Source organism: Phenylobacterium sp. (assembly GCF_044358365.1).
Classification (GTDB): domain Bacteria; phylum Pseudomonadota; class Alphaproteobacteria; order Caulobacterales; family Caulobacteraceae; genus Phenylobacterium.
The window spans coordinates 1-15,514 of record NZ_JBIKNZ010000007.1 but is presented as its reverse complement, the minus strand read 5'-3'; the positions used below and the strand labels follow the sequence as shown (position 1 = coordinate 15,514).

21 protein-coding genes are annotated in these 15,514 nt (G+C 66.0%); 13 read left to right on the top strand and 8 right to left on the bottom strand.

What is annotated here, in order from left to right; translation table 11 throughout:
• Window positions 1–30 precede the first annotated feature (30 nt).
• A complete protein-coding gene (locus ACIQ3B_RS03560; RefSeq protein ID WP_397399947.1) occupies window positions 31–228 on the top strand; it encodes a hypothetical protein in 198 nt (65 codons plus the stop codon).
• Window positions 229–234: 6 nt separating this feature from the next.
• On the opposite strand, the gene ACIQ3B_RS03555 is transcribed toward ACIQ3B_RS03560, so the two are convergent.
• The 3 genes from ACIQ3B_RS03555 to ACIQ3B_RS03545 are packed head-to-tail and all read right to left on the bottom strand — an operon-like array spanning window position 235 to window position 2,465.
• Window positions 235–771 carry a DOMON-like domain-containing protein gene (locus tag ACIQ3B_RS03555; protein ID WP_397399946.1) on the bottom strand — a complete coding sequence of 179 codons (537 nt, stop codon included), beginning with the start codon at window positions 769–771 and terminating at the stop codon, window positions 235–237.
• 2 nt (window positions 772–773) lie between these two features.
• Window positions 774–1,163 (bottom strand): nuclear transport factor 2 family protein, encoded by a 390-nt coding sequence (locus ACIQ3B_RS03550; RefSeq protein WP_397399945.1) that lies wholly within the window; start codon window positions 1,161–1,163, stop codon window positions 774–776.
• A gap of 27 nt (window positions 1,164–1,190) precedes the next feature.
• Window positions 1,191–2,465: a serine hydrolase domain-containing protein gene (locus ACIQ3B_RS03545; RefSeq protein WP_397399944.1), complete on the bottom strand. Its 1,275-nt coding sequence runs from the start codon at window positions 2,463–2,465 to the stop codon at window positions 1,191–1,193.
• Between the two features lie 178 nt (window positions 2,466–2,643).
• On the opposite strand from ACIQ3B_RS03545, the gene ACIQ3B_RS03540 reads away from it, so the two are divergent.
• A complete protein-coding gene (locus ACIQ3B_RS03540) occupies window positions 2,644–4,356 on the top strand; it encodes a hypothetical protein (protein ID WP_397399943.1) in 1,713 nt (570 codons plus the stop codon).
• Between the two features lie 41 nt (window positions 4,357–4,397).
• Here ACIQ3B_RS03540 and ACIQ3B_RS03535 read toward each other — a convergent pair whose 3' ends face one another.
• Complete coding sequence (locus tag ACIQ3B_RS03535) at window positions 4,398–5,138, bottom strand: enoyl-CoA hydratase/isomerase family protein (RefSeq protein WP_397399942.1); 741 nt, start codon at window positions 5,136–5,138, stop codon at window positions 4,398–4,400.
• 149 nt (window positions 5,139–5,287) lie between these two features.
• On the bottom strand, window positions 5,288–5,902 hold the full coding sequence (locus ACIQ3B_RS03530) for an NTP transferase domain-containing protein (protein WP_397399941.1): 615 nt from the start codon (window positions 5,900–5,902) through the stop codon (window positions 5,288–5,290).
• Window positions 5,903–5,931: 29 nt separating this feature from the next.
• On the opposite strand from ACIQ3B_RS03530, the gene moaA reads away from it, so the two are divergent.
• From moaA to ACIQ3B_RS03495, 7 genes are all read left to right on the top strand, one after another.
• Window positions 5,932–6,957: a GTP 3',8-cyclase MoaA gene (gene moaA / locus ACIQ3B_RS03525; protein ID WP_397399940.1), complete on the top strand. Its 1,026-nt coding sequence runs from the start codon at window positions 5,932–5,934 to the stop codon at window positions 6,955–6,957.
• A 1-nt stretch (window position 6,958) separates the two neighbouring features.
• Window positions 6,959–7,198: a MoaD/ThiS family protein gene (locus ACIQ3B_RS03520; protein WP_397399939.1), complete on the top strand. Its 240-nt coding sequence runs from the start codon at window positions 6,959–6,961 to the stop codon at window positions 7,196–7,198.
• A 232-nt stretch (window positions 7,199–7,430) separates the two neighbouring features.
• Window positions 7,431–7,871, top strand: a complete 441-nt coding sequence (locus tag ACIQ3B_RS03515; protein ID WP_397399938.1) for a molybdenum cofactor biosynthesis protein MoaE — start codon at window positions 7,431–7,433, stop codon at window positions 7,869–7,871.
• A 38-nt stretch (window positions 7,872–7,909) separates the two neighbouring features.
• Complete coding sequence (locus tag ACIQ3B_RS03510) at window positions 7,910–8,467, top strand: transglutaminase domain-containing protein (protein WP_397399937.1); 558 nt, start codon at window positions 7,910–7,912, stop codon at window positions 8,465–8,467.
• 110 nt (window positions 8,468–8,577) lie between these two features.
• Window positions 8,578–8,850, top strand: a complete 273-nt coding sequence (locus ACIQ3B_RS03505; RefSeq protein WP_397399936.1) for a BrnT family toxin — start codon at window positions 8,578–8,580, stop codon at window positions 8,848–8,850.
• The gene (locus ACIQ3B_RS03500) at window positions 8,831–9,103 is read left to right on the top strand and encodes a BrnA antitoxin family protein (protein ID WP_397399935.1); all 273 of its coding nucleotides are present in this window, start codon (window positions 8,831–8,833) and stop codon (window positions 9,101–9,103) included. Before ACIQ3B_RS03505 ends, ACIQ3B_RS03500 begins: the two co-directional genes overlap by 20 nt.
• A gap of 52 nt (window positions 9,104–9,155) precedes the next feature.
• Window positions 9,156–9,854 (top strand): SDR family NAD(P)-dependent oxidoreductase, encoded by a 699-nt coding sequence (locus ACIQ3B_RS03495; RefSeq protein ID WP_397399934.1) that lies wholly within the window; start codon window positions 9,156–9,158, stop codon window positions 9,852–9,854.
• A 264-nt stretch (window positions 9,855–10,118) separates the two neighbouring features.
• Here ACIQ3B_RS03495 and ACIQ3B_RS03490 read toward each other — a convergent pair whose 3' ends face one another.
• From ACIQ3B_RS03490 to ACIQ3B_RS03480, 3 genes are all read right to left on the bottom strand, one after another.
• Window positions 10,119–10,583: a DUF1348 family protein gene (locus ACIQ3B_RS03490; RefSeq protein ID WP_397399933.1), complete on the bottom strand. Its 465-nt coding sequence runs from the start codon at window positions 10,581–10,583 to the stop codon at window positions 10,119–10,121.
• A gap of 49 nt (window positions 10,584–10,632) precedes the next feature.
• The gene (locus ACIQ3B_RS03485) at window positions 10,633–12,702 is read right to left on the bottom strand and encodes a pyridoxamine 5'-phosphate oxidase family protein (RefSeq protein WP_397399932.1); all 2,070 of its coding nucleotides are present in this window, start codon (window positions 12,700–12,702) and stop codon (window positions 10,633–10,635) included.
• A gap of 71 nt (window positions 12,703–12,773) precedes the next feature.
• Window positions 12,774–13,385, bottom strand: coding sequence for a glutathione S-transferase family protein (locus ACIQ3B_RS03480; protein ID WP_397399931.1), 612 nt, complete (start codon window positions 13,383–13,385; stop codon window positions 12,774–12,776).
• A gap of 126 nt (window positions 13,386–13,511) precedes the next feature.
• On the opposite strand from ACIQ3B_RS03480, the gene ACIQ3B_RS03475 reads away from it, so the two are divergent.
• The 4 genes from ACIQ3B_RS03475 to ACIQ3B_RS03460 all read left to right on the top strand — a co-directional run.
• Window positions 13,512–14,408, top strand: a complete 897-nt coding sequence (locus ACIQ3B_RS03475) for a LysR family transcriptional regulator (protein ID WP_397399930.1) — start codon at window positions 13,512–13,514, stop codon at window positions 14,406–14,408.
• 111 nt (window positions 14,409–14,519) lie between these two features.
• Entirely contained in the window at window positions 14,520–14,876 is a 357-nt protein-coding gene (locus tag ACIQ3B_RS03470; protein ID WP_397399929.1) for a hypothetical protein, read from the top strand.
• Window positions 14,873–15,049, top strand: a complete 177-nt coding sequence (locus ACIQ3B_RS03465) for a hypothetical protein (protein ID WP_397399928.1) — start codon at window positions 14,873–14,875, stop codon at window positions 15,047–15,049. Before ACIQ3B_RS03470 ends, ACIQ3B_RS03465 begins: the two co-directional genes overlap by 4 nt.
• A gap of 22 nt (window positions 15,050–15,071) precedes the next feature.
• The coding region (locus ACIQ3B_RS03460) for a glutathione S-transferase N-terminal domain-containing protein (RefSeq protein WP_397399927.1) at window positions 15,072–15,514 on the top strand (443 nt) is incomplete at its 3' end.

Sequence of the window (15,514 nt, the reverse complement as noted above, 5' to 3'; positions counted from 1 at the left end):
AGCTCCCACTGGATCGGGCAAGTTGCGGCCATGCCTGACGAACGCAAGAAAGATCGCTTCGCCCTTCGCCCCGACGCAGCAGGGTGGACCGTGGTTGAGATCTGGACCGGAAAGCCCGCCCTGGCCGGCGGCGTCGCCCAGACCACCCTGTCGGAAGACGACGCCCAGCACATGCTCAAACTGCTGAACAGCCAGGCCCGCCGTGGCGACAGCTCGATGCGGAAATAGGTCGAGTCAGACTTCGGCGGTCCAGCCTTCGGCATTGTGGAAGTCCTGCACGCCGGGCGGGTGGGTCAGGGCCCAATAGGATAGCTGGTCCGGGCCATCCTCGATCACTGCGGTGAGGCCGATCCGCCAGGGCGCATCGAGCGGTAATCCCGCCATGCCCGACAGGTCGGTCAGTGTTCTGAGTTCAAAGCCATTGTCCGCCTTCAGCCAATCCAGCCGCGGCGAGATGATCCCATCTGCGTCGGCCATGCCGGCGCGGAAGCTATCGAACCGGTAAGCCGCCCAATGGGCTGAGGGCGACAGGTTCAACTCGTAGTAGGCCTCACCGCCTGGAATGCAGATAAAGGCCTCGAAACAGGTGCGTTTCCAGAGATCGTCCCGGCGTTCACCGACCGCAGCCGGCGGGATCACCAGCGCGCGCTTCGGATCGGTCACCCTGTATCGCAAGGCCAGCACCGCCGGCTGGGGGCGCCCCATCTCGACCTCGACAGCCGTGATGATCGAGGGCGTATTCGGGTGACAGGTCAGAGGTGCGAGTTTCACGCTCAGGCCTTGGCCAGTTGTTCGCCCATCAGGCGGTGCAGAAGGTTGATCGCCTTCAACGGTCGGATCATCACCTTGAAGTTCACGATCCGCTGGCCGTCGTCGCTGAAGGCCAGCATATCGATACCGTTGATCCGGATACCCTCGACCTCGGTCTCGAACTCCAGGATGGCGCCGCCGGCATTCCGCCATTCGCCGGTGTAGCGAAACTCCGGCCCGCCCAGTACCTGGTCAGCGCCACTCAGATACTTGAACGCGATCTCACGGCCCCGCTGCGGGGTATGCACCACCGGGCTTTCGAACACCGCGTCCGGGTCCAGCAGGTCCCAGAGCGCGGTCTTGTCGTGTGACGCCATGTAGGCGTACCAGCCGTCCAGCGCGGGCAGGGTCATGAGCGGTCTCCCGAATGGTCGAACAGCCTACTTCACCAGGGCGTCATAGATCCACGCGCGGTTCTTGCGCTGGTATTCCTGCGCAAATTCGCGGGCTTGGACCATGAACACCATGAACACCTCGTTCTTGGGGTCGACCCAGAACTCGGTCCCCGCAATGCCCCACCAGGAAAACGTGCCCGCCCCCGGCCGCTGTACCTTCTCGTCCTGCACCAGGCTGAAACCCAGCCCAAACCCCATGCCGGGGCCGGGGAAGAACAGGCCTGCACGGCGGATCTCCGGCGTGGTCTCATCCTGGCGCATCCGCAAGAGGGTCGCAGGTTTCAGGATGCGCACGCCCTTGTACTCACCGTTACCGGCCAGCATCAGCACGAAGCGCAGATAGTCCTCCGTGGTCGACGACATCCCGCCACCGCCCGACAGGTAGGGCGTGGGTCTGGCGTAGTCAAAATAGACGCCTGGCTGGTTGTTCTTCGGCTCGGCAAATCGCGCCCGCCCGGCTTCCGGTTGCCAGAACAGGGTGTCGGTCATCCCCAGCGGCCCGGTCACCCGTTCCCTGACCAGCACGTCCAGCGGTTTGCCGCCGGCCACTTCGACCACTGCGCCCAGCACGTCGGTGGAATGTGAATAGTTGAAGGCCGCGCCGGGCTCGCTCTTGAGTGGCAGCCCCGCCAGCAGCCTGGCGTACTCGCGCGCCGTCAGGTCGTTGCGGTTCTCGCCACCCGCCGCCCACGCCTTCGAGATCGGCGCATTCGGCTGGATGAACCCATAGATCAGACCCGAGGTGTGGCTCATCAGATGCCGCACAAGCATCGGCGTCGCGGCCGGCACGCGCGTACCGTCAGCCTGCCAGACCATCAGCGACGCATACTCCGGCAGATACTTTGAAACCGGATCGTCCACGCTCAGCTTGCCCTGTTCCACCAGGGTCATGGCCGTCACCGAAACGATCGGCTTGGTCATGGAAAACACCCGGAAGATCGTCTCGTTGCTCACCGGGGTGGTCTGGCCGGGGCCCTGAACGCCGAAACCCTGCTCGAAAGCCACCTTGCCGCGCCGCCCCACCAACAGATAGGCGCCGGCGATCTTGCCCGACGCCACGTCGGCCGCCAGCGCCTGGCGCGCCACATCCAGCCTGGCCGGATCAAATCCCAGCGCCACCGGGTCGGCCCGAACGATGGAGGAGGCCTTCGGGTCAACGGTCCGGGCCGCCGCCGGCCCCTGCGCCAGACCGAGCACCGCCAGGGCGAGCAGCATCTGCGCCGCCCGGGTCTTGAATGGATTGCGGATGAATCTGGACATTTGGGCACGTTTCCTGGCGACTTGGCTTTGTTGCAGGCTAACCTCGCGCCGATTCATCACGCCAGTATTTCCGTCGCGGATATCTTTCCGCGCTATGCGCTCCTGGCTTGCGGGATAACGAAGTTCACGGCAAGGTTGGAAAAGCGGCGTCGCCGGCGCCGGCCACCTGAGGTCGAGTATGCCCGCCGCTTTCACATCATCCCGGGCGACCGGCAACGCCCTTCTCGACACCATAGACACGGGTTTCCGCTGGACCGGAACCATCGGCTACAACCGGGTCGACCCAGACAATCCGGCTGAGGTATCCGCCTTTTCGGCCGCCCTGCCGACGATCTACGTCACCCAGGGTATCGGCCTGACCAACTCCATGTGGAGCCTGGTGGGTCGCTCATTTGAGATATTGCACAGCTTCGCTAACATCACGTTTGAACTGACCAATGCGGCGGACGCAAACTACTTCGTCAGTGACTTTTCGCGTCCCGACTCGCCCAACACGGCGGGCATCGCGGCACGTCCAGGCAACACGCCAATTCTGGCCTTCAATGTCGGTACCTGGGAGACCTATTCAGATCAGCAGCAGATCTGGATTGTTCTGCACGAACTCGGCCACACGCTTGGCCTTCGCCACCCGACCGGCACCCCGCCCGAGCTCGATTTCAGCCAGTACACGATCATGGCCAGCGACTGGTTCACGCTGGGGGATTTCGACGTCGGCGGCGGTTTGCCGCTCACCCCCATGGCCCTGGATGTCGCCGTTCTTCAGGCCAACTATGGCGCCGCCGCCAACAATGTCAGCGATACCCGTTACTCGCTGAGCCGCTTTGTCCTTGATGACGACGGTTCGGACGGGACCATGCAGAATGGCGGGGGCTACATCTGCATCTGGGATACCTCCGGGACCGACACCCTATCCTACGGCGGAACCACCGCAGCGCTGCTGAACCTGAACGCCGCCACGCTGCTGACGACGGCCCTGATCGGTGACCTCGCCGACGTGATCGGCGACGTGGTGTTGAACTCTTCTATCTTCGCGGGGCTGTCGGCCTTCACAAGGTCCGAGATCATCGACCCCGTGCGCTCTGCGGGTGGTTTCTTTTCATCGCTCCTGCAGGGCGACCGTCGGGAGCCGGGCGGCTACGTGATCGCCAACGGCGCCCGCATCGAATCCGCCAGCGGGGGAAGCGGCGGTGACCTGATGATCGGCAACGCCTTCGCCAACACCCTGCGCGGCAATGGCGGCGCCGACAATCTGTTCGGCGGATCCGGCGATGACAGCCTCGAGGGCGGCGCCGGCGATGATCGGATCTTCGGCGGTCTCGGCAATGACACGATCACGGACGACAGCGGGGTTTCGAACTATCTGCGCGGCGACGAGGGCGACGATCTGTTGATGGGTGGCTCCGGCTTCAACGACATCAACGGCAACATGGGCAATGATACCGTTGTCGCCGGAACAGGCGATTCCTGGGCTGTCGGCGGCAAGGACAATGACAGCCTGTCCGGCGGCGCGGGACAGAATCTGGTCTACGGCAACCTCGGAAACGACACCTGCGACGGTGGCGCGGGCAACGATACGATCCGCGGAGGTCAGGACAATGACGTGGTCTCCGGCGGCGACGGCGCCGACTTCGTTTCTGGCGACAAGGGCGACGACACCATGGCCGGCGGTAGCGGCGCCGATATCTTTCACACCTTCGGTGACGCCGGGATCGACCGGGTCCTGGACTTCAACCTGAGCGCGGGCGACCGGGTGCAGCTTGGGCCCGGGACCCAGTTCACCACGAGCCAGGTGGGCGAAGACACGGTCATCAACATGACCGGCGGCGGCCAGATGGTTCTGGTTGGCGTTTCGCTGACCACGCTCACCGGAAACTGGATCTTCGGCGCCTGACCTTCGCAACCCGCGAGGAACGCGAGGGCTTGTGTCCGACGTCAGCCGGCCCCGCGGCGCGCAATCATCAGCATCTGGGCGCGCTCCTCGATCTCCATGGCGGTGTCGAGGCTGACAGCGTCAAGTGTGGCGTCGAAGCTCCGCTTCGACAGACGCAGCGCATCAGGCCGCGCCTTCAGCATGTCAGCGGCCAGCGCGAGACCATGGGCGTCAAGATCGTCATCGGGCACGGTGGCCGACACCAGCCCCAGGCGAAGTGCGTCAACGGCGTTGATGGGCCGGCCCGTCAGCAGCATCTCGCGCGCACGGGAAACCCCGATGGTGCGCTGCAGGCGCCAACTCACCCCCAGTTCCGCGCCGGACAGACCAATATTGATGAAGGCCGAGTGGAAGGCCGCACTTTCTCCAGCGACGATCACGTCACAGGCCAGAGCCAGGGTCAGCCCACCGCCGGCGGCCGGGCCCTTGACCAGGGCGATCAGTGGCTGCGGGCAGGCGCGCATGGCCTTCATCAGATCACGCAACACCCAGTCGCCCCTGGGGCCGTCACGCAGGGCGTCGGGCTGACCCATGGCCTTCAGATCGGCGCCCGAGGAAAAGGCCCGCCCCGCGCCGCGGATCACGATGACGCGGGTGTCCTCGTCGCGCCGCCGGGATTCGAAATGCGCGAGCAACGCCTCGGCCATCGGCTGGTTCAGCGCGTTGAGACGGTTCGGACGATTGAGGGTCAACCGTTCCAGGCCATCCCCCAGCATCTCGGACACAAGAATGTCGTCGTCCATGGGCTCTCCGGTTCTAACACTTTCAGACAGCATGGCGCGGCAGACCGGCTGAGGCAATCTCGAGCGCCACCTCACCCATCGGACAGGTCAAATCAGCGAACACGGGTTCTTGAGGTGTGTGGTTCTCGCGCCCGTAGCCCGTCTCAAGATCAAGGTCCAGGCGACCTTCCCGGCAGATCCTCCGGCCTATCCACATCGAAAAGGACGCCGTCGTCGGGACTTTCGATCAACGCCAGTCGCGCGCCCAGCGTCTGAAGCAGGCTGCGGGCGCCGGAGTCGCCTTCCAGCACAGCAACAGCCGGAAAGAGACCGCGGCCAAGTACGACCGGGTTTCCACGCCGTCCCAGAAACACCGGCGCGGCGGCGGCGGCTCCGAGGCGCACCGCCTCGGACATCAGCGGCAGTATGCTTGATGGCACGCGCGGCATGTCACCCAGAAACACGAAGGCGCCCCTGGCGTCTTTCGGCAGGCTGGCGATCCCGGCCCGGAGCGAGGCGGCCATCCCCTCGGCGAATCCCGCAGCGTGGACCTGCCGGATCGAGGCATCAAACGCCTGTACACAGGCGGCGACCTCGACTGCGTCTGCACCGGTGATCACGGTCAGGGAATCTACCGGCGCGGCCCGTGCGATCTCCAGGGCGGCGTGCAGCAAGGGCGCACCGTTCCAGTCCGCCAAAAGCTTACGGCCGCCGAACCGCGTAGCCGAGCCGGCCGCCAGAACCACCGCATGGAACCCGTCGTTTAAGTCTGGCTCTGTCGCCAAGCGCCCGCTTCCCCTATCTTGTCGTTCGAATGACGCCGTACGACGACATCGCCGCGCCGCAAGCGCCACCCCTGATCGACGGTCTGGGCCGCACCGTGTCCTATTTGCGGCTGTCGGTCACCGATCGCTGCGACCTGCGCTGCGTCTACTGCATGGCCGAGCATATGGTGTTCCTGCCCAAGTCCGAGGTGCTGAGCCTTGAGGAACTGGACCGGATCGCCAGCGCCTTCATCGGGCTGGGCACAAGGAAGCTGCGTTTGACCGGCGGCGAGCCGCTGGTGCGCAAGGGCATGATGGATCTGGTGGCCGGACTGGGTCGTCATCTGAAATCCGGCGCGCTGGATGAACTCACCCTCACCACCAACGGCACCCGTCTGGCCGAGTTCGCCGGCCGGCTGGTCGAGGCGGGCGTGCGCCGGATCAATGTGTCGCTGGATACGCTCAAGCCTGACCTGTTCCGTACGCTGACCCGGGGCGGCCAGCTGGCCAAGGTGCTGGACGGGATAGCCGCAGCAAGGGCGGCGGGCCTGGCGATCAAGATAAATGCCGTGGCGCTCAAGGACGACAACGCCGCCGAGATCCCTGAGCTGATCCGTTGGGCGCACGGCGAGGGTCACGACCTCACCCTGATCGAGACCATGCCCATGGGCGAGATCGAGGCGGACCGGACGGATCAATATCTGTCGTTGGCGGACGTCCGGCGCGAGCTGGAGAGTTTCTGGACCCTTGAGGATCTGCCGCTCTCGACCGGCGGTCCGGCGCGCTATGTGCGAATCAGGGAGACGGGGGGCCGTCTGGGCCTGATCACCCCGCTCAGCCATAATTTCTGCGAGACCTGCAACCGGGTGCGACTGACCTGCACGGGCACGCTGCACACCTGCCTGGGCCAGGATGACGCCACCGACCTGCGCGCCGTGCTGCGGGCCGGCGGGAGCGACGCCGATCTTGTTCAGGCCATCCGTCAGGGCATTGCCGGGAAGCCCCGAGGCCACGACTTCGAGATCGCCCGCAGACAGCCCGCCGTGGCGCGGCACATGTCCACCACCGGCGGCTGAGATGGCGCGTGTGCTGCTGTTTGGACGGTTCCGCGATCTCGCCGGGTGGCGGGAGCGGGAGATCGAGGCCACGACGCTGTCCGATCTTCGCAGCGCGCTCACCGCCGAAGACGCCGACTTTGGCGCGGCGCTGGTCGGGCCGGGCGTGCAGGTGGCTGTGGACCAGGCCATCGTGCGCGACGACGTCGCCCTGGGGCCACGTAGCGAAGTCGCCTTCCTGCCGCCGATGAGCGGCGGATGACGATCAATCGCCCCGGTCCGACCTTTCTCCTCCCCCGTCGGGGGAGGGGGACCGCAGAACGCGGTGGAGGGAGCCGCCGTCGCACAGCGGTGCAACGAAACCGTAAGATGAGCTGTGGCTCCTGGAGTGTAGATCGCGTCAGATCCTCAAGCGTAGGGGATCCGGCACGCCCCCTCCACCTCGCTTCGCGCGGTCCCCCTCCTACGACGGGGGAGGAGAGAAAGAGCGCTCCATGATCCAACTTACCGAAGCCCCTTTCGATCCCGGAGCCCTGCTGACCGCGTTCTCGAAAGGCCGTACCGAAACCGGCGCCATCGCCACCTTCACCGGTATCGCGCGCGCCGAGGCGGGATCGACGGCCATCCTGGAACTGGAAGCCTACCCGGGCTTTACCGAGGCCGAGATCAGCAGGATCGCGACTGAAGCCCACGCGCGATGGAGCCTCCACGACCTGACCATCCTGCACCGGGTAGGCCAGATCGCACCCGGCGAGCCCATCGTCTTCGTCGCCACCGCCGCCGGCCACCGCCGCGCGGCCTTCGAAGCCTGCGACTTCCTGATGGACTACCTGAAATCGAGGGCCCCGTTCTGGAAAAAGGAATACGGCCCGGACGGCGCCAGGTGGGTGGAGCCCTCGGCGCAGGACCATTTGGATCGGGATCGGTGGGGGTAGCGCGTGGCTACCGGTGAACGTGCTCTGGGAACACTGCGGTGAAGCGTTGGCGAGAGCACACACCGTTTACCCGACCCGGCCGGTTCGCAGCCGAACTCATCGCTCATGGCCCTTCGATTGGGGCTGCCGTCGAGACGGTTCAGGGGCTGCTGATCCATGGTGGGGCGCTGGAACTGTATGGTTTGACGGAATCAATAGAGACGAGCCGTGAGACCCTCACTGTAGAAGCGCGCCTGGAAGACCTGGACATCCGGTTGATCAGCCCGGTGCTCGATTCTCGGCCCGCAGCCGCTCGTTTGATCGGGACCTGCCGCGACTTTGCGCTTTTGCTATGCGCGATAATGCGTAGTCAGGCGGTTCCGGCGCGGGTCCGATGCGGATTTGCCTCCTACTTCGGTGAGGCCCCCTGGGAAGATCACTGGATCTGCGAAGTCTGGATGCGTGATCGCTGGCGCAGGGTCGACGCCCAGCTGGATAGTGTCCATCGAGACTGGTTCGGGATCACGTTCGATTGCGGAGACCTGCCGCAGGACATTTACCTGACTGCAGACGAGGCCTGGCGCGGGGCCCGCTTGCCGCGACCATGGTGGATCTGAACTGGCCTTTCAGACCTCGGGAGAAAGCAAGAAACAGGCTGGTTCGTGGGACCTGAAACGAGAGACGTCCTGTTGCACACTGGTGATTTTCGGGTGTACATAAATCTTGAATGGAAATTGAGTTCGATCCGGACAAAAGCGCAAGGAACGTTCGTGAACGCGGGCTGGCTTTCGAACTCGTGGCTGGCTTTGACTTCGACACGGCCATCGTCGCTCCCGATGTCCGCGGAGTCTATGGCGAAACGCGTTTCGTGGCGGTGGGTTTGATGGACGACCGGTTGCATGTCGTCGCGTACACCATGCGCGGTGAAACGTTGCGCGTGATCAGCTTTCGAAAGGCCAATGCAAGGGAGGTCCACCGCTATGAGCAAGCCCGATCCTGAACGGATTGACGACGACCTGCCCGAGCTGGACGATGGGTTCTTTTCCCGTGCCCGGCCGGCCGCCGAGGTAATGGGCGAAGCGTTTATGGCCCGGGCGCGGCGACCTGGTCGGCCGCGATTGGAAACGCCGAAAATCGAGGTGAAAATCCGGCTCGACGCAAAAGTGGTGGAGCATTTGCGCGACACAGGGAAGGGCTGGCAGACCCGCGTCAATGCCGAGCTGGCGAAGGCGGTTGACGAAGGGCGGCTTTAGCCGTGTTAGTCCGAATCGAGGTGACCCTGAGCCCCAGCGTGACGCCCTGCCGGTGAACCGTTTTCCCGAACGGTTCGAAGCCGTGGTCGTCGGTGCGACCGGCGGGATAGGTGCTGCGCTTTGCGAACGGCTGGCCCTGGACCCCCGCGTGACCCAGGTGCACAGGTTCTCACGCCACGGCCCGGTGCCGCTGGACCTCACCGACGAGGCGTCCATCGCCACAGCCGCCCTCACAGTCGACGCACCCCGGCTGGTGATCGTCGCGACCGGCCTGCTGCAGGACGCGGACCTCACCCCCGAAAAACGGCTGGCCGATCTCGATCCGGTCCGACTGGCGCGGTCCTTCCAGATCAACGCCATTGGCCCGGCGCTGGTGCTGAAGCACTTCGCGCCGCTACTGCCACGGCAGGGCAAGGCTGTGCTGGCGGTGCTGACCGCCCGCGTGGGCTCGATCTCGGACAACAGGCTGGGCGGCTGGTATGGCTATCGCGCCGCCAAGGCCGCCGCCAACCAGCTGGTGCGGACCGCCGCCATCGAATTGGCCGCCCGCCGCAAGGACGCGATCTGCGTGACCCTGCACCCCGGAACGGTAGATACGCGACTGTCGGCCCCGTTCCAGAAGGGGTTGTTGCCGGAGAGGCTGTTCACCCCTGCCTTCGCCGCCGAACGCCTGCTGTCTGTGATCGAGGCCCTGACGCCGGAGCAAACCGGTCATTTCCTGGCCTGGGACGGTCAGGACATTCCCTTCTAGGGGTCAAGATCTGACACTTGAGCCCCCGCGACCCGGTGGCGTGGCAGTTGATCGAACGTCCGGTTCCGGGCCGGAATTCAGCGGCGGGAAACAACCCGAAGCGGACCTCATCCCTGCGCCCCGCCAGATCTGGGTAAGCCAACTCAGCCTCTGTGTTCGACTGCAAGGACTGGAGGCAGTCGAGCCGAGGTCCCACTCCGGTAAAGCCAACCAACATCTGGCGGCCGACGTGCGGCGGACGAGGGCGCGCCACAGCTACCCCCCTTACAAGCCCAGGTCGCTCAACCCGGGATAATCATCCGGCCGACGCCCCAGCTTCCAGCAGAACTTGCGGTCCCCCTCGACGATAGGATGCTCGTTGATGCTGGCAAGACGATGATGCATCAGCCCGTCGGCGGCGAACTCCCAGTTCTCGTTGCCGTAGGCGCGGAACCAGTTGCCACTGTCATAGTGATATTCGTAGGCGTATCGAACCGCGATGCGGTTCTCCGCGAAGGCCCAGAGCTCCTTGATCAGGCGGTAGTCGAGCTCCTTTGCCCATTTGCGGGTGAGAAACGCTTCGACCTCGGGACGCCCCTTTGGAAACTCGGCCCTGTTTCGCCAGACGGTGTCTTCCGTATAGGCGAGCGCCACCCGGGCCGGGTCGCGGCTGTTCCAGCCATCTTCGGCCAGCCTCACCTTCTCGCGGGCGGTGTCGAGGGAGAATGGTGGCAACGGTTGACGTGACATTTGGAGCTCCTGAACGTTGAGGTCTGGGGACGGGCGGCGCGCCGCGCGGCTAAAGATCAAGCAGCAGGCGATCGCTGCCTGTTGCTGACGGGTCAGCCGGGACGGCGCAGCAAATCAGCGCGCTGCCGTCGGGGATCGGGGCCCGGGGCGTCTCCGGGTAGGCGACGGCGCCGCTCAGCACGCGGACCGCGCAGGTGCCGCAATTGCCGCCCCGACAGCTGAACTCGGGCATGAGGCCCCGTGCCTCGGCCAGCTCGAGCAGCGATCCGGCTTCAGGCGACCACCGGGCTTCCTTTCCCGAGGCAAGGAAGGCGACGGGGATAGGCTGCGTCGCGGGCGGTGGTCCGGGGTTGATCGCGGGTGCCTCGACGCTCCGCTTCAGCGACGCGGGGCCGAACGCTTCGGCATGGATTCGCGAATCCGGCGTGCCGATGTCGCGCAGCTGGTCGTACAGCCCCTGCATGAAGGCCGGCGGGCCACAGAGGTAGAAGTCGTAGCCGTCCAGCGGCAGGACGCTGCGCAGCGCCGCGATGTCGAGCCGGCCCTGGGCGTCATAGTCCTCGAGCAGGGCGTCGGCCGTGTCCGCGAGGATGCGCACCACCTTTACCGCGCCGTCGGCGCGCCCCTGCAGTTCGGCGATTTCCGCATCGAATGCGCGCTCGGCCCGCGACCGGAACGCGACAAACACATATGTGGGCCGGACCCGCCGCTTGCGCAGGCCTTCGAACACGATGGTCCGCAGCATGGCCAGGATTGGCGTGATCCCCACGCCCGCCGCCAGCAGCACCGCCGGACGGGGTTCCAGCGGGTCGATCGTGAAGTGACCGGCTGGCGCCCGGGCCTCGATGATATCGCCCAGCTTCAGGGTCTCGTGCAGGTGGGTCGAGACCAGACCCTGGCGCTTGACGCTGAGCCGGTAGTGGCCGTCGGACGGCGCCGTCGAGATCGTGTAGGTGCGGATGACGGGGACGTCCTGATCGCCGACCCGCAGCCGGATTGGCAGGTGTTGCCCCGCCGCGTGCGCCACGATGCCCTTGCCGTCCGCCGGTTCGAGATGGATCGAGCGGATGACCCGGCTCTCGTCGACGATCCTGACGACCCGGAACGGCCGCCATTGCGACTTTAGCGCCTCGGCCTCCAGCCGCGCGGCGACCTCCGCCCAGTCGCCGGTCATCAGGTTGTTGGGCGAGTCGCCGTCGGCCTGCGACACGAAGCGAAGCGGCAGCGCCGCCTTGCGCAGCATCACCTTGCGTGGGCGGAACACCCAGAGCCGTTCAGCGCCCTGGAACGCGCCGATCTCCGGCGAGTCCAGGACGACTTCGGCGTCGCCGGTCAGCTGCAGCAGGTCGCCCGTCCGGAAGTCCGGAAAGAGCAGGCCGGCGCGGGGGTTCAGCAGGAAGTTCCCCAGCGTGTTGAAGTGCAGGTTCCCGGCAAAGTCCGGGATGGTCAACGACCCGTCGGCGTTGATCCGGACGAAACCGGGCTTGCCGCCGCGATGCGAAGCATCGACGTGGCGCCCCTCGGCATCCTCGACGTACGACGCCACGAAGAACGTGTCGGCGCCATCGATCAACTCTCGGACGCGCGGATCGTTCAGGTCGGTGGCCGCGGTCAGGTCCGCCGGCGCCGGCTTGCCGGGCGCGCGGACGAACTCGTAGTCGCGCAGGTGGATGTACTGCGGGCAGTTGCCAAAGGCATGCTCGACCTCGACGGCGAAGTTGCCGTCGCCGTCGCGCCGGACATGGCCGTTCATGCGATTGCGCCTGCGCGTGTGCAGCTCGATGCCCAGCAGGCCGACCGCCGCGCCTTCGCCGAGCCCGGGGGTGGCAGGGTCGGCTGGATCGGCCTCGGTCGCGAACCGCAGCCGGCGCGGGTCAGGGCTGGTCATGAAGCCGGGATATCCCGCGACCAGGGTCGCCCAGGCGTCGCCGGCCCCATCGACAGCCCCCAGGACGATGAAGGGAAGCTGCCGATAGAACGCGCGATGCTGGTCCGGCATGTGGTCGCGGATAACCCGCCGCCCGAACTGCTCCAGGCGCTCGGCGACCCCCACCGTTCGCTGCAGGGCCACCTCGCCCTCATGGAAGGGCGAGGGTGTGGTGTTGGGTTCGCCAGACATGCCGGACTCCTCGAGAGTGGGGGCAACGTACGGTGGGGAGGGCGTACGAGGGGGACGCGCCCCCTCTTGGCTCAGGCGGCTAGACCGACCGGGGTTACGCCGAACTCCACGAAGCCGGGTAGCGCCTCGATGCGGCCCAGCCAGGCCTTGACGTTCACGTAGGCCGAAACGTCCACGTTCCCCTCGGGCGCGCGGGCGATGTAGCTGTAGAGCGCCACGTCGGCGATCGTCGGATGGTCGGCGGTGATCCATTGGCGACCGACGAGTTCAGCCTCGATCACCTTCAGGACGGCATGGGCGCGGCCGATCACCTCTTCCGGATTGAACCCGGCGTTGAAGATGGTGACGAGGCGGGCGGCGGCGGGGCCGAAGGCGATCTGGCCGGCGGCCACCGAGAGCCAGCGCTGGATCGCGGCGGCGGCGGCGGGGTCCTCGGGCAGCCAGTCGGTCCGTCCGAATTTCTTGGCCGCGTAGATCATGATGGCGTTGGAGTCGGGCACGATCACGCCGTCGTCGTCCAGCAGGGGAACCTGGCCGAAGCGGTTGAGGGCCAGGTACTCGGACGACTTGTGCTGACCCTTGGCCAGGTCGACGTCGATAATCTCCACGTCGGCTCCGATGAGCGACAGGAAGAGGCGGGCCCGGTGGGCGTGGCCGGAGATAGGGTGGAAGTAGAGTTTCACGGGAGGGGCTCCAGGGGTTGGCCGGCGTTCCCGGCCCCCCAGAGATGCGACAGAACGCTTGGCGCAAGAACCTCCGCTGTGATCAAGTGAGTATTCCGATAATCGGAATAAAATTTGGGAGGTGGGATGGATCGCTTCCACGCAATGCGCGTGCTGGTGCGGATCGCCGATACCGGAGGGTTCGCAGAGGCTGCCCGACAGCTGAACCTCAGCCCGCCGGCCGTCACCCGCGCGGTAGCGGGGCTGGAGGACCTGATCGGCGCGCGCCTCCTGACCCGCACCACCCGGCTGGTGAAGCTCACCGAGGTGGGCCAGCGCTACGTGGACGACTGCCGCCAGATCCTGGCCGCGATGGAAGAGGCCGAGGCCGCCGCAGCCGGCTCCTACGCCAGACCGACCGGCGTGATCACGATCACCGCGTCGGTGCTCTTCGGCCAGATATACATCGTTCCCATCGTCACCGAATTCCTCGACGCCTATCCCGAGGTCACCGGGCGGCTCCTGTTCCTGGATCGCGTGATTAACCTCGTCGATGAAGGCATCGATGTCGCGATCCGGATCGGAAACCTTCCGGACTCCAGCCAAACCGCCGTCAAGGTCGGCTCGGTTCGCCGGGTCGTCTGCGGGGCGCCCAGCTATTTCGAGCGACACGGCGTCCCCGACCAACCGTCGGACCTGACCAGCCACCGGATTATCGCGGCGACCAGCGCCTGGACGTCTCTGGACTGGCGCTTCGGGCGCGACTCCAGAACCGTTGCGCACGTCACGCCGGCCCTGTTCTGCAATTCCAACGAGGGCGCGATCAGCGCGGCCCGGTCCGGGTGGGGCCTCACGCGGGTGCTGTCTTATCAGATCGGACCTGACCTGCTGAGCGGGGCCCTGCAGACCACCCTGGACGACTTCGAGGAAGCGCCGCTGCCGATCCACATCGTCCATCCCGAGGGACGGAACGCCTCGGCGAAAGTGCGCGCCTTCGTGGACTTCGCCGCTATCCGGCTACGGGCGAACCGGTTTGTGAATTGATGGTAGTGTTCCGATTTTCGGAATAGTGGATTGTCCATGACGCTGATTATCTACGCCGGCGCTACGTCCTAACTCCTGAACACCCCGATTTGGAGGGGTCTGGAGATCGACATGAGCGAGACGCGCGCGGTCAGCGACGCGACCCAGCGAACCTGGTTTCGAACACGCCTCGAGGCGCAGCTGCGGCTCGCGCTGCTCGGCGACACCGCCTGCATGGCCACGTTGGCCGAGCTAGTGGACCATGCGCAGCGCGCGGGTCTCAGCGGCGCCGAGATCGACGCCGCGATCGTCGGGCGAAGCTTCGAGGTGCGTGCGACTGCGCTTCTGGCCTACGCCCTGGCGCTGAAGCACAGCGACCAGGTCGCGGCCGACCTCAAGCGGCAGCGTGGAGCGCGCCTGGGCGTCACAGCCTCGGCCTTTGAGCGAATAGCCCGGGCGACGGACCAGATCCTGCGGGACGCCCGATGATGTTCCGCGCCTTCACCCACCCATCCGCCCCGCCGCCACTGGCGCCAGCGCGCCATCCGAACGGCGCCGGTGGCATCGCGCCGCAGCGACCGCGCCCCGACCGTCTCTCGTCTCTGCTCAGCGCCGAGCGCGCCGGCGAAGTCGGCCTTGAAACCCTTATGCGCGTCCTCTGACGCTTCCCTGAAAGGTCTCCCAATGATCGAGTTGTTCACCGCCGACACCCCCAACGGGATCAAGATCCCGATCGCCCTCGAGGAGCTCGGCGCGCCATACGTGGTACGGTTACTGAAGCTCGGGAGCGAGGAGCTGCGCTCGGCCGAGTTTGCTGCGGTCAATCCGAACGCAAAGATCCCGGCCATCCGCTGCTACAGCAGCGACGGGGGGCCGCCGATCACGGTCTTCGAATCCGGCGCGATCCTGCTCCACCTCGCCGAGACCTTCGGCGGGCTCCTGGGCGCGACGCCACGCGCGAAGGCCCAGACGCTTAGCTGGCTGTTCCTGCAGGTGGCCGGCCTAGGCCCGGCCATGGGCGCCGCCGGCCACTTTCGCGGCTTGAGCACCCCCCAACCCTATGCGTCCGAACGGTTCAGGAGCGAGGCGGCACGCCTGCTCGGGCTCCTGGAGCGGAGGGTTCGTGA

What these genes read in the sequence shown, in the direction of transcription:
- ACIQ3B_RS03560 (WP_397399947.1), top strand. Translation starts at nt 31, where the DNA reads ATGCCTGACGAACGCAAGAAAGATCGCTTCGCCCTTCGCCCCGACGCA.
- ACIQ3B_RS03550 (WP_397399945.1), bottom strand. Translation starts at nt 1,163, where the DNA reads ATGACCCTGCCCGCGCTGGACGGCTGGTACGCCTACATGGCGTCACAC.
- ACIQ3B_RS03545 (WP_397399944.1), bottom strand. Translation starts at nt 2,465, where the DNA reads ATGTCCAGATTCATCCGCAATCCATTCAAGACCCGGGCGGCGCAGATG.
- ACIQ3B_RS03540 (WP_397399943.1), top strand. Translation starts at nt 2,644, where the DNA reads ATGCCCGCCGCTTTCACATCATCCCGGGCGACCGGCAACGCCCTTCTC.
- ACIQ3B_RS03535 (WP_397399942.1), bottom strand. Translation starts at nt 5,138, where the DNA reads ATGGACGACGACATTCTTGTGTCCGAGATGCTGGGGGATGGCCTGGAA.
- moaA (WP_397399940.1), top strand. Translation starts at nt 5,932, where the DNA reads ATGACGCCGTACGACGACATCGCCGCGCCGCAAGCGCCACCCCTGATC.
- ACIQ3B_RS03520 (WP_397399939.1), top strand. Translation starts at nt 6,959, where the DNA reads ATGGCGCGTGTGCTGCTGTTTGGACGGTTCCGCGATCTCGCCGGGTGG.
- ACIQ3B_RS03515 (WP_397399938.1), top strand. Translation starts at nt 7,431, where the DNA reads ATGATCCAACTTACCGAAGCCCCTTTCGATCCCGGAGCCCTGCTGACC.
- ACIQ3B_RS03505 (WP_397399936.1), top strand. Translation starts at nt 8,578, where the DNA reads ATGGAAATTGAGTTCGATCCGGACAAAAGCGCAAGGAACGTTCGTGAA.
- ACIQ3B_RS03500 (WP_397399935.1), top strand. Translation starts at nt 8,831, where the DNA reads ATGAGCAAGCCCGATCCTGAACGGATTGACGACGACCTGCCCGAGCTG.
- ACIQ3B_RS03490 (WP_397399933.1), bottom strand. Translation starts at nt 10,583, where the DNA reads ATGTCACGTCAACCGTTGCCACCATTCTCCCTCGACACCGCCCGCGAG.
- ACIQ3B_RS03485 (WP_397399932.1), bottom strand. Translation starts at nt 12,702, where the DNA reads ATGTCTGGCGAACCCAACACCACACCCTCGCCCTTCCATGAGGGCGAG.
- ACIQ3B_RS03475 (WP_397399930.1), top strand. Translation starts at nt 13,512, where the DNA reads ATGGATCGCTTCCACGCAATGCGCGTGCTGGTGCGGATCGCCGATACC.
- ACIQ3B_RS03470 (WP_397399929.1), top strand. Translation starts at nt 14,520, where the DNA reads ATGAGCGAGACGCGCGCGGTCAGCGACGCGACCCAGCGAACCTGGTTT.
- ACIQ3B_RS03465 (WP_397399928.1), top strand. Translation starts at nt 14,873, where the DNA reads ATGATGTTCCGCGCCTTCACCCACCCATCCGCCCCGCCGCCACTGGCG.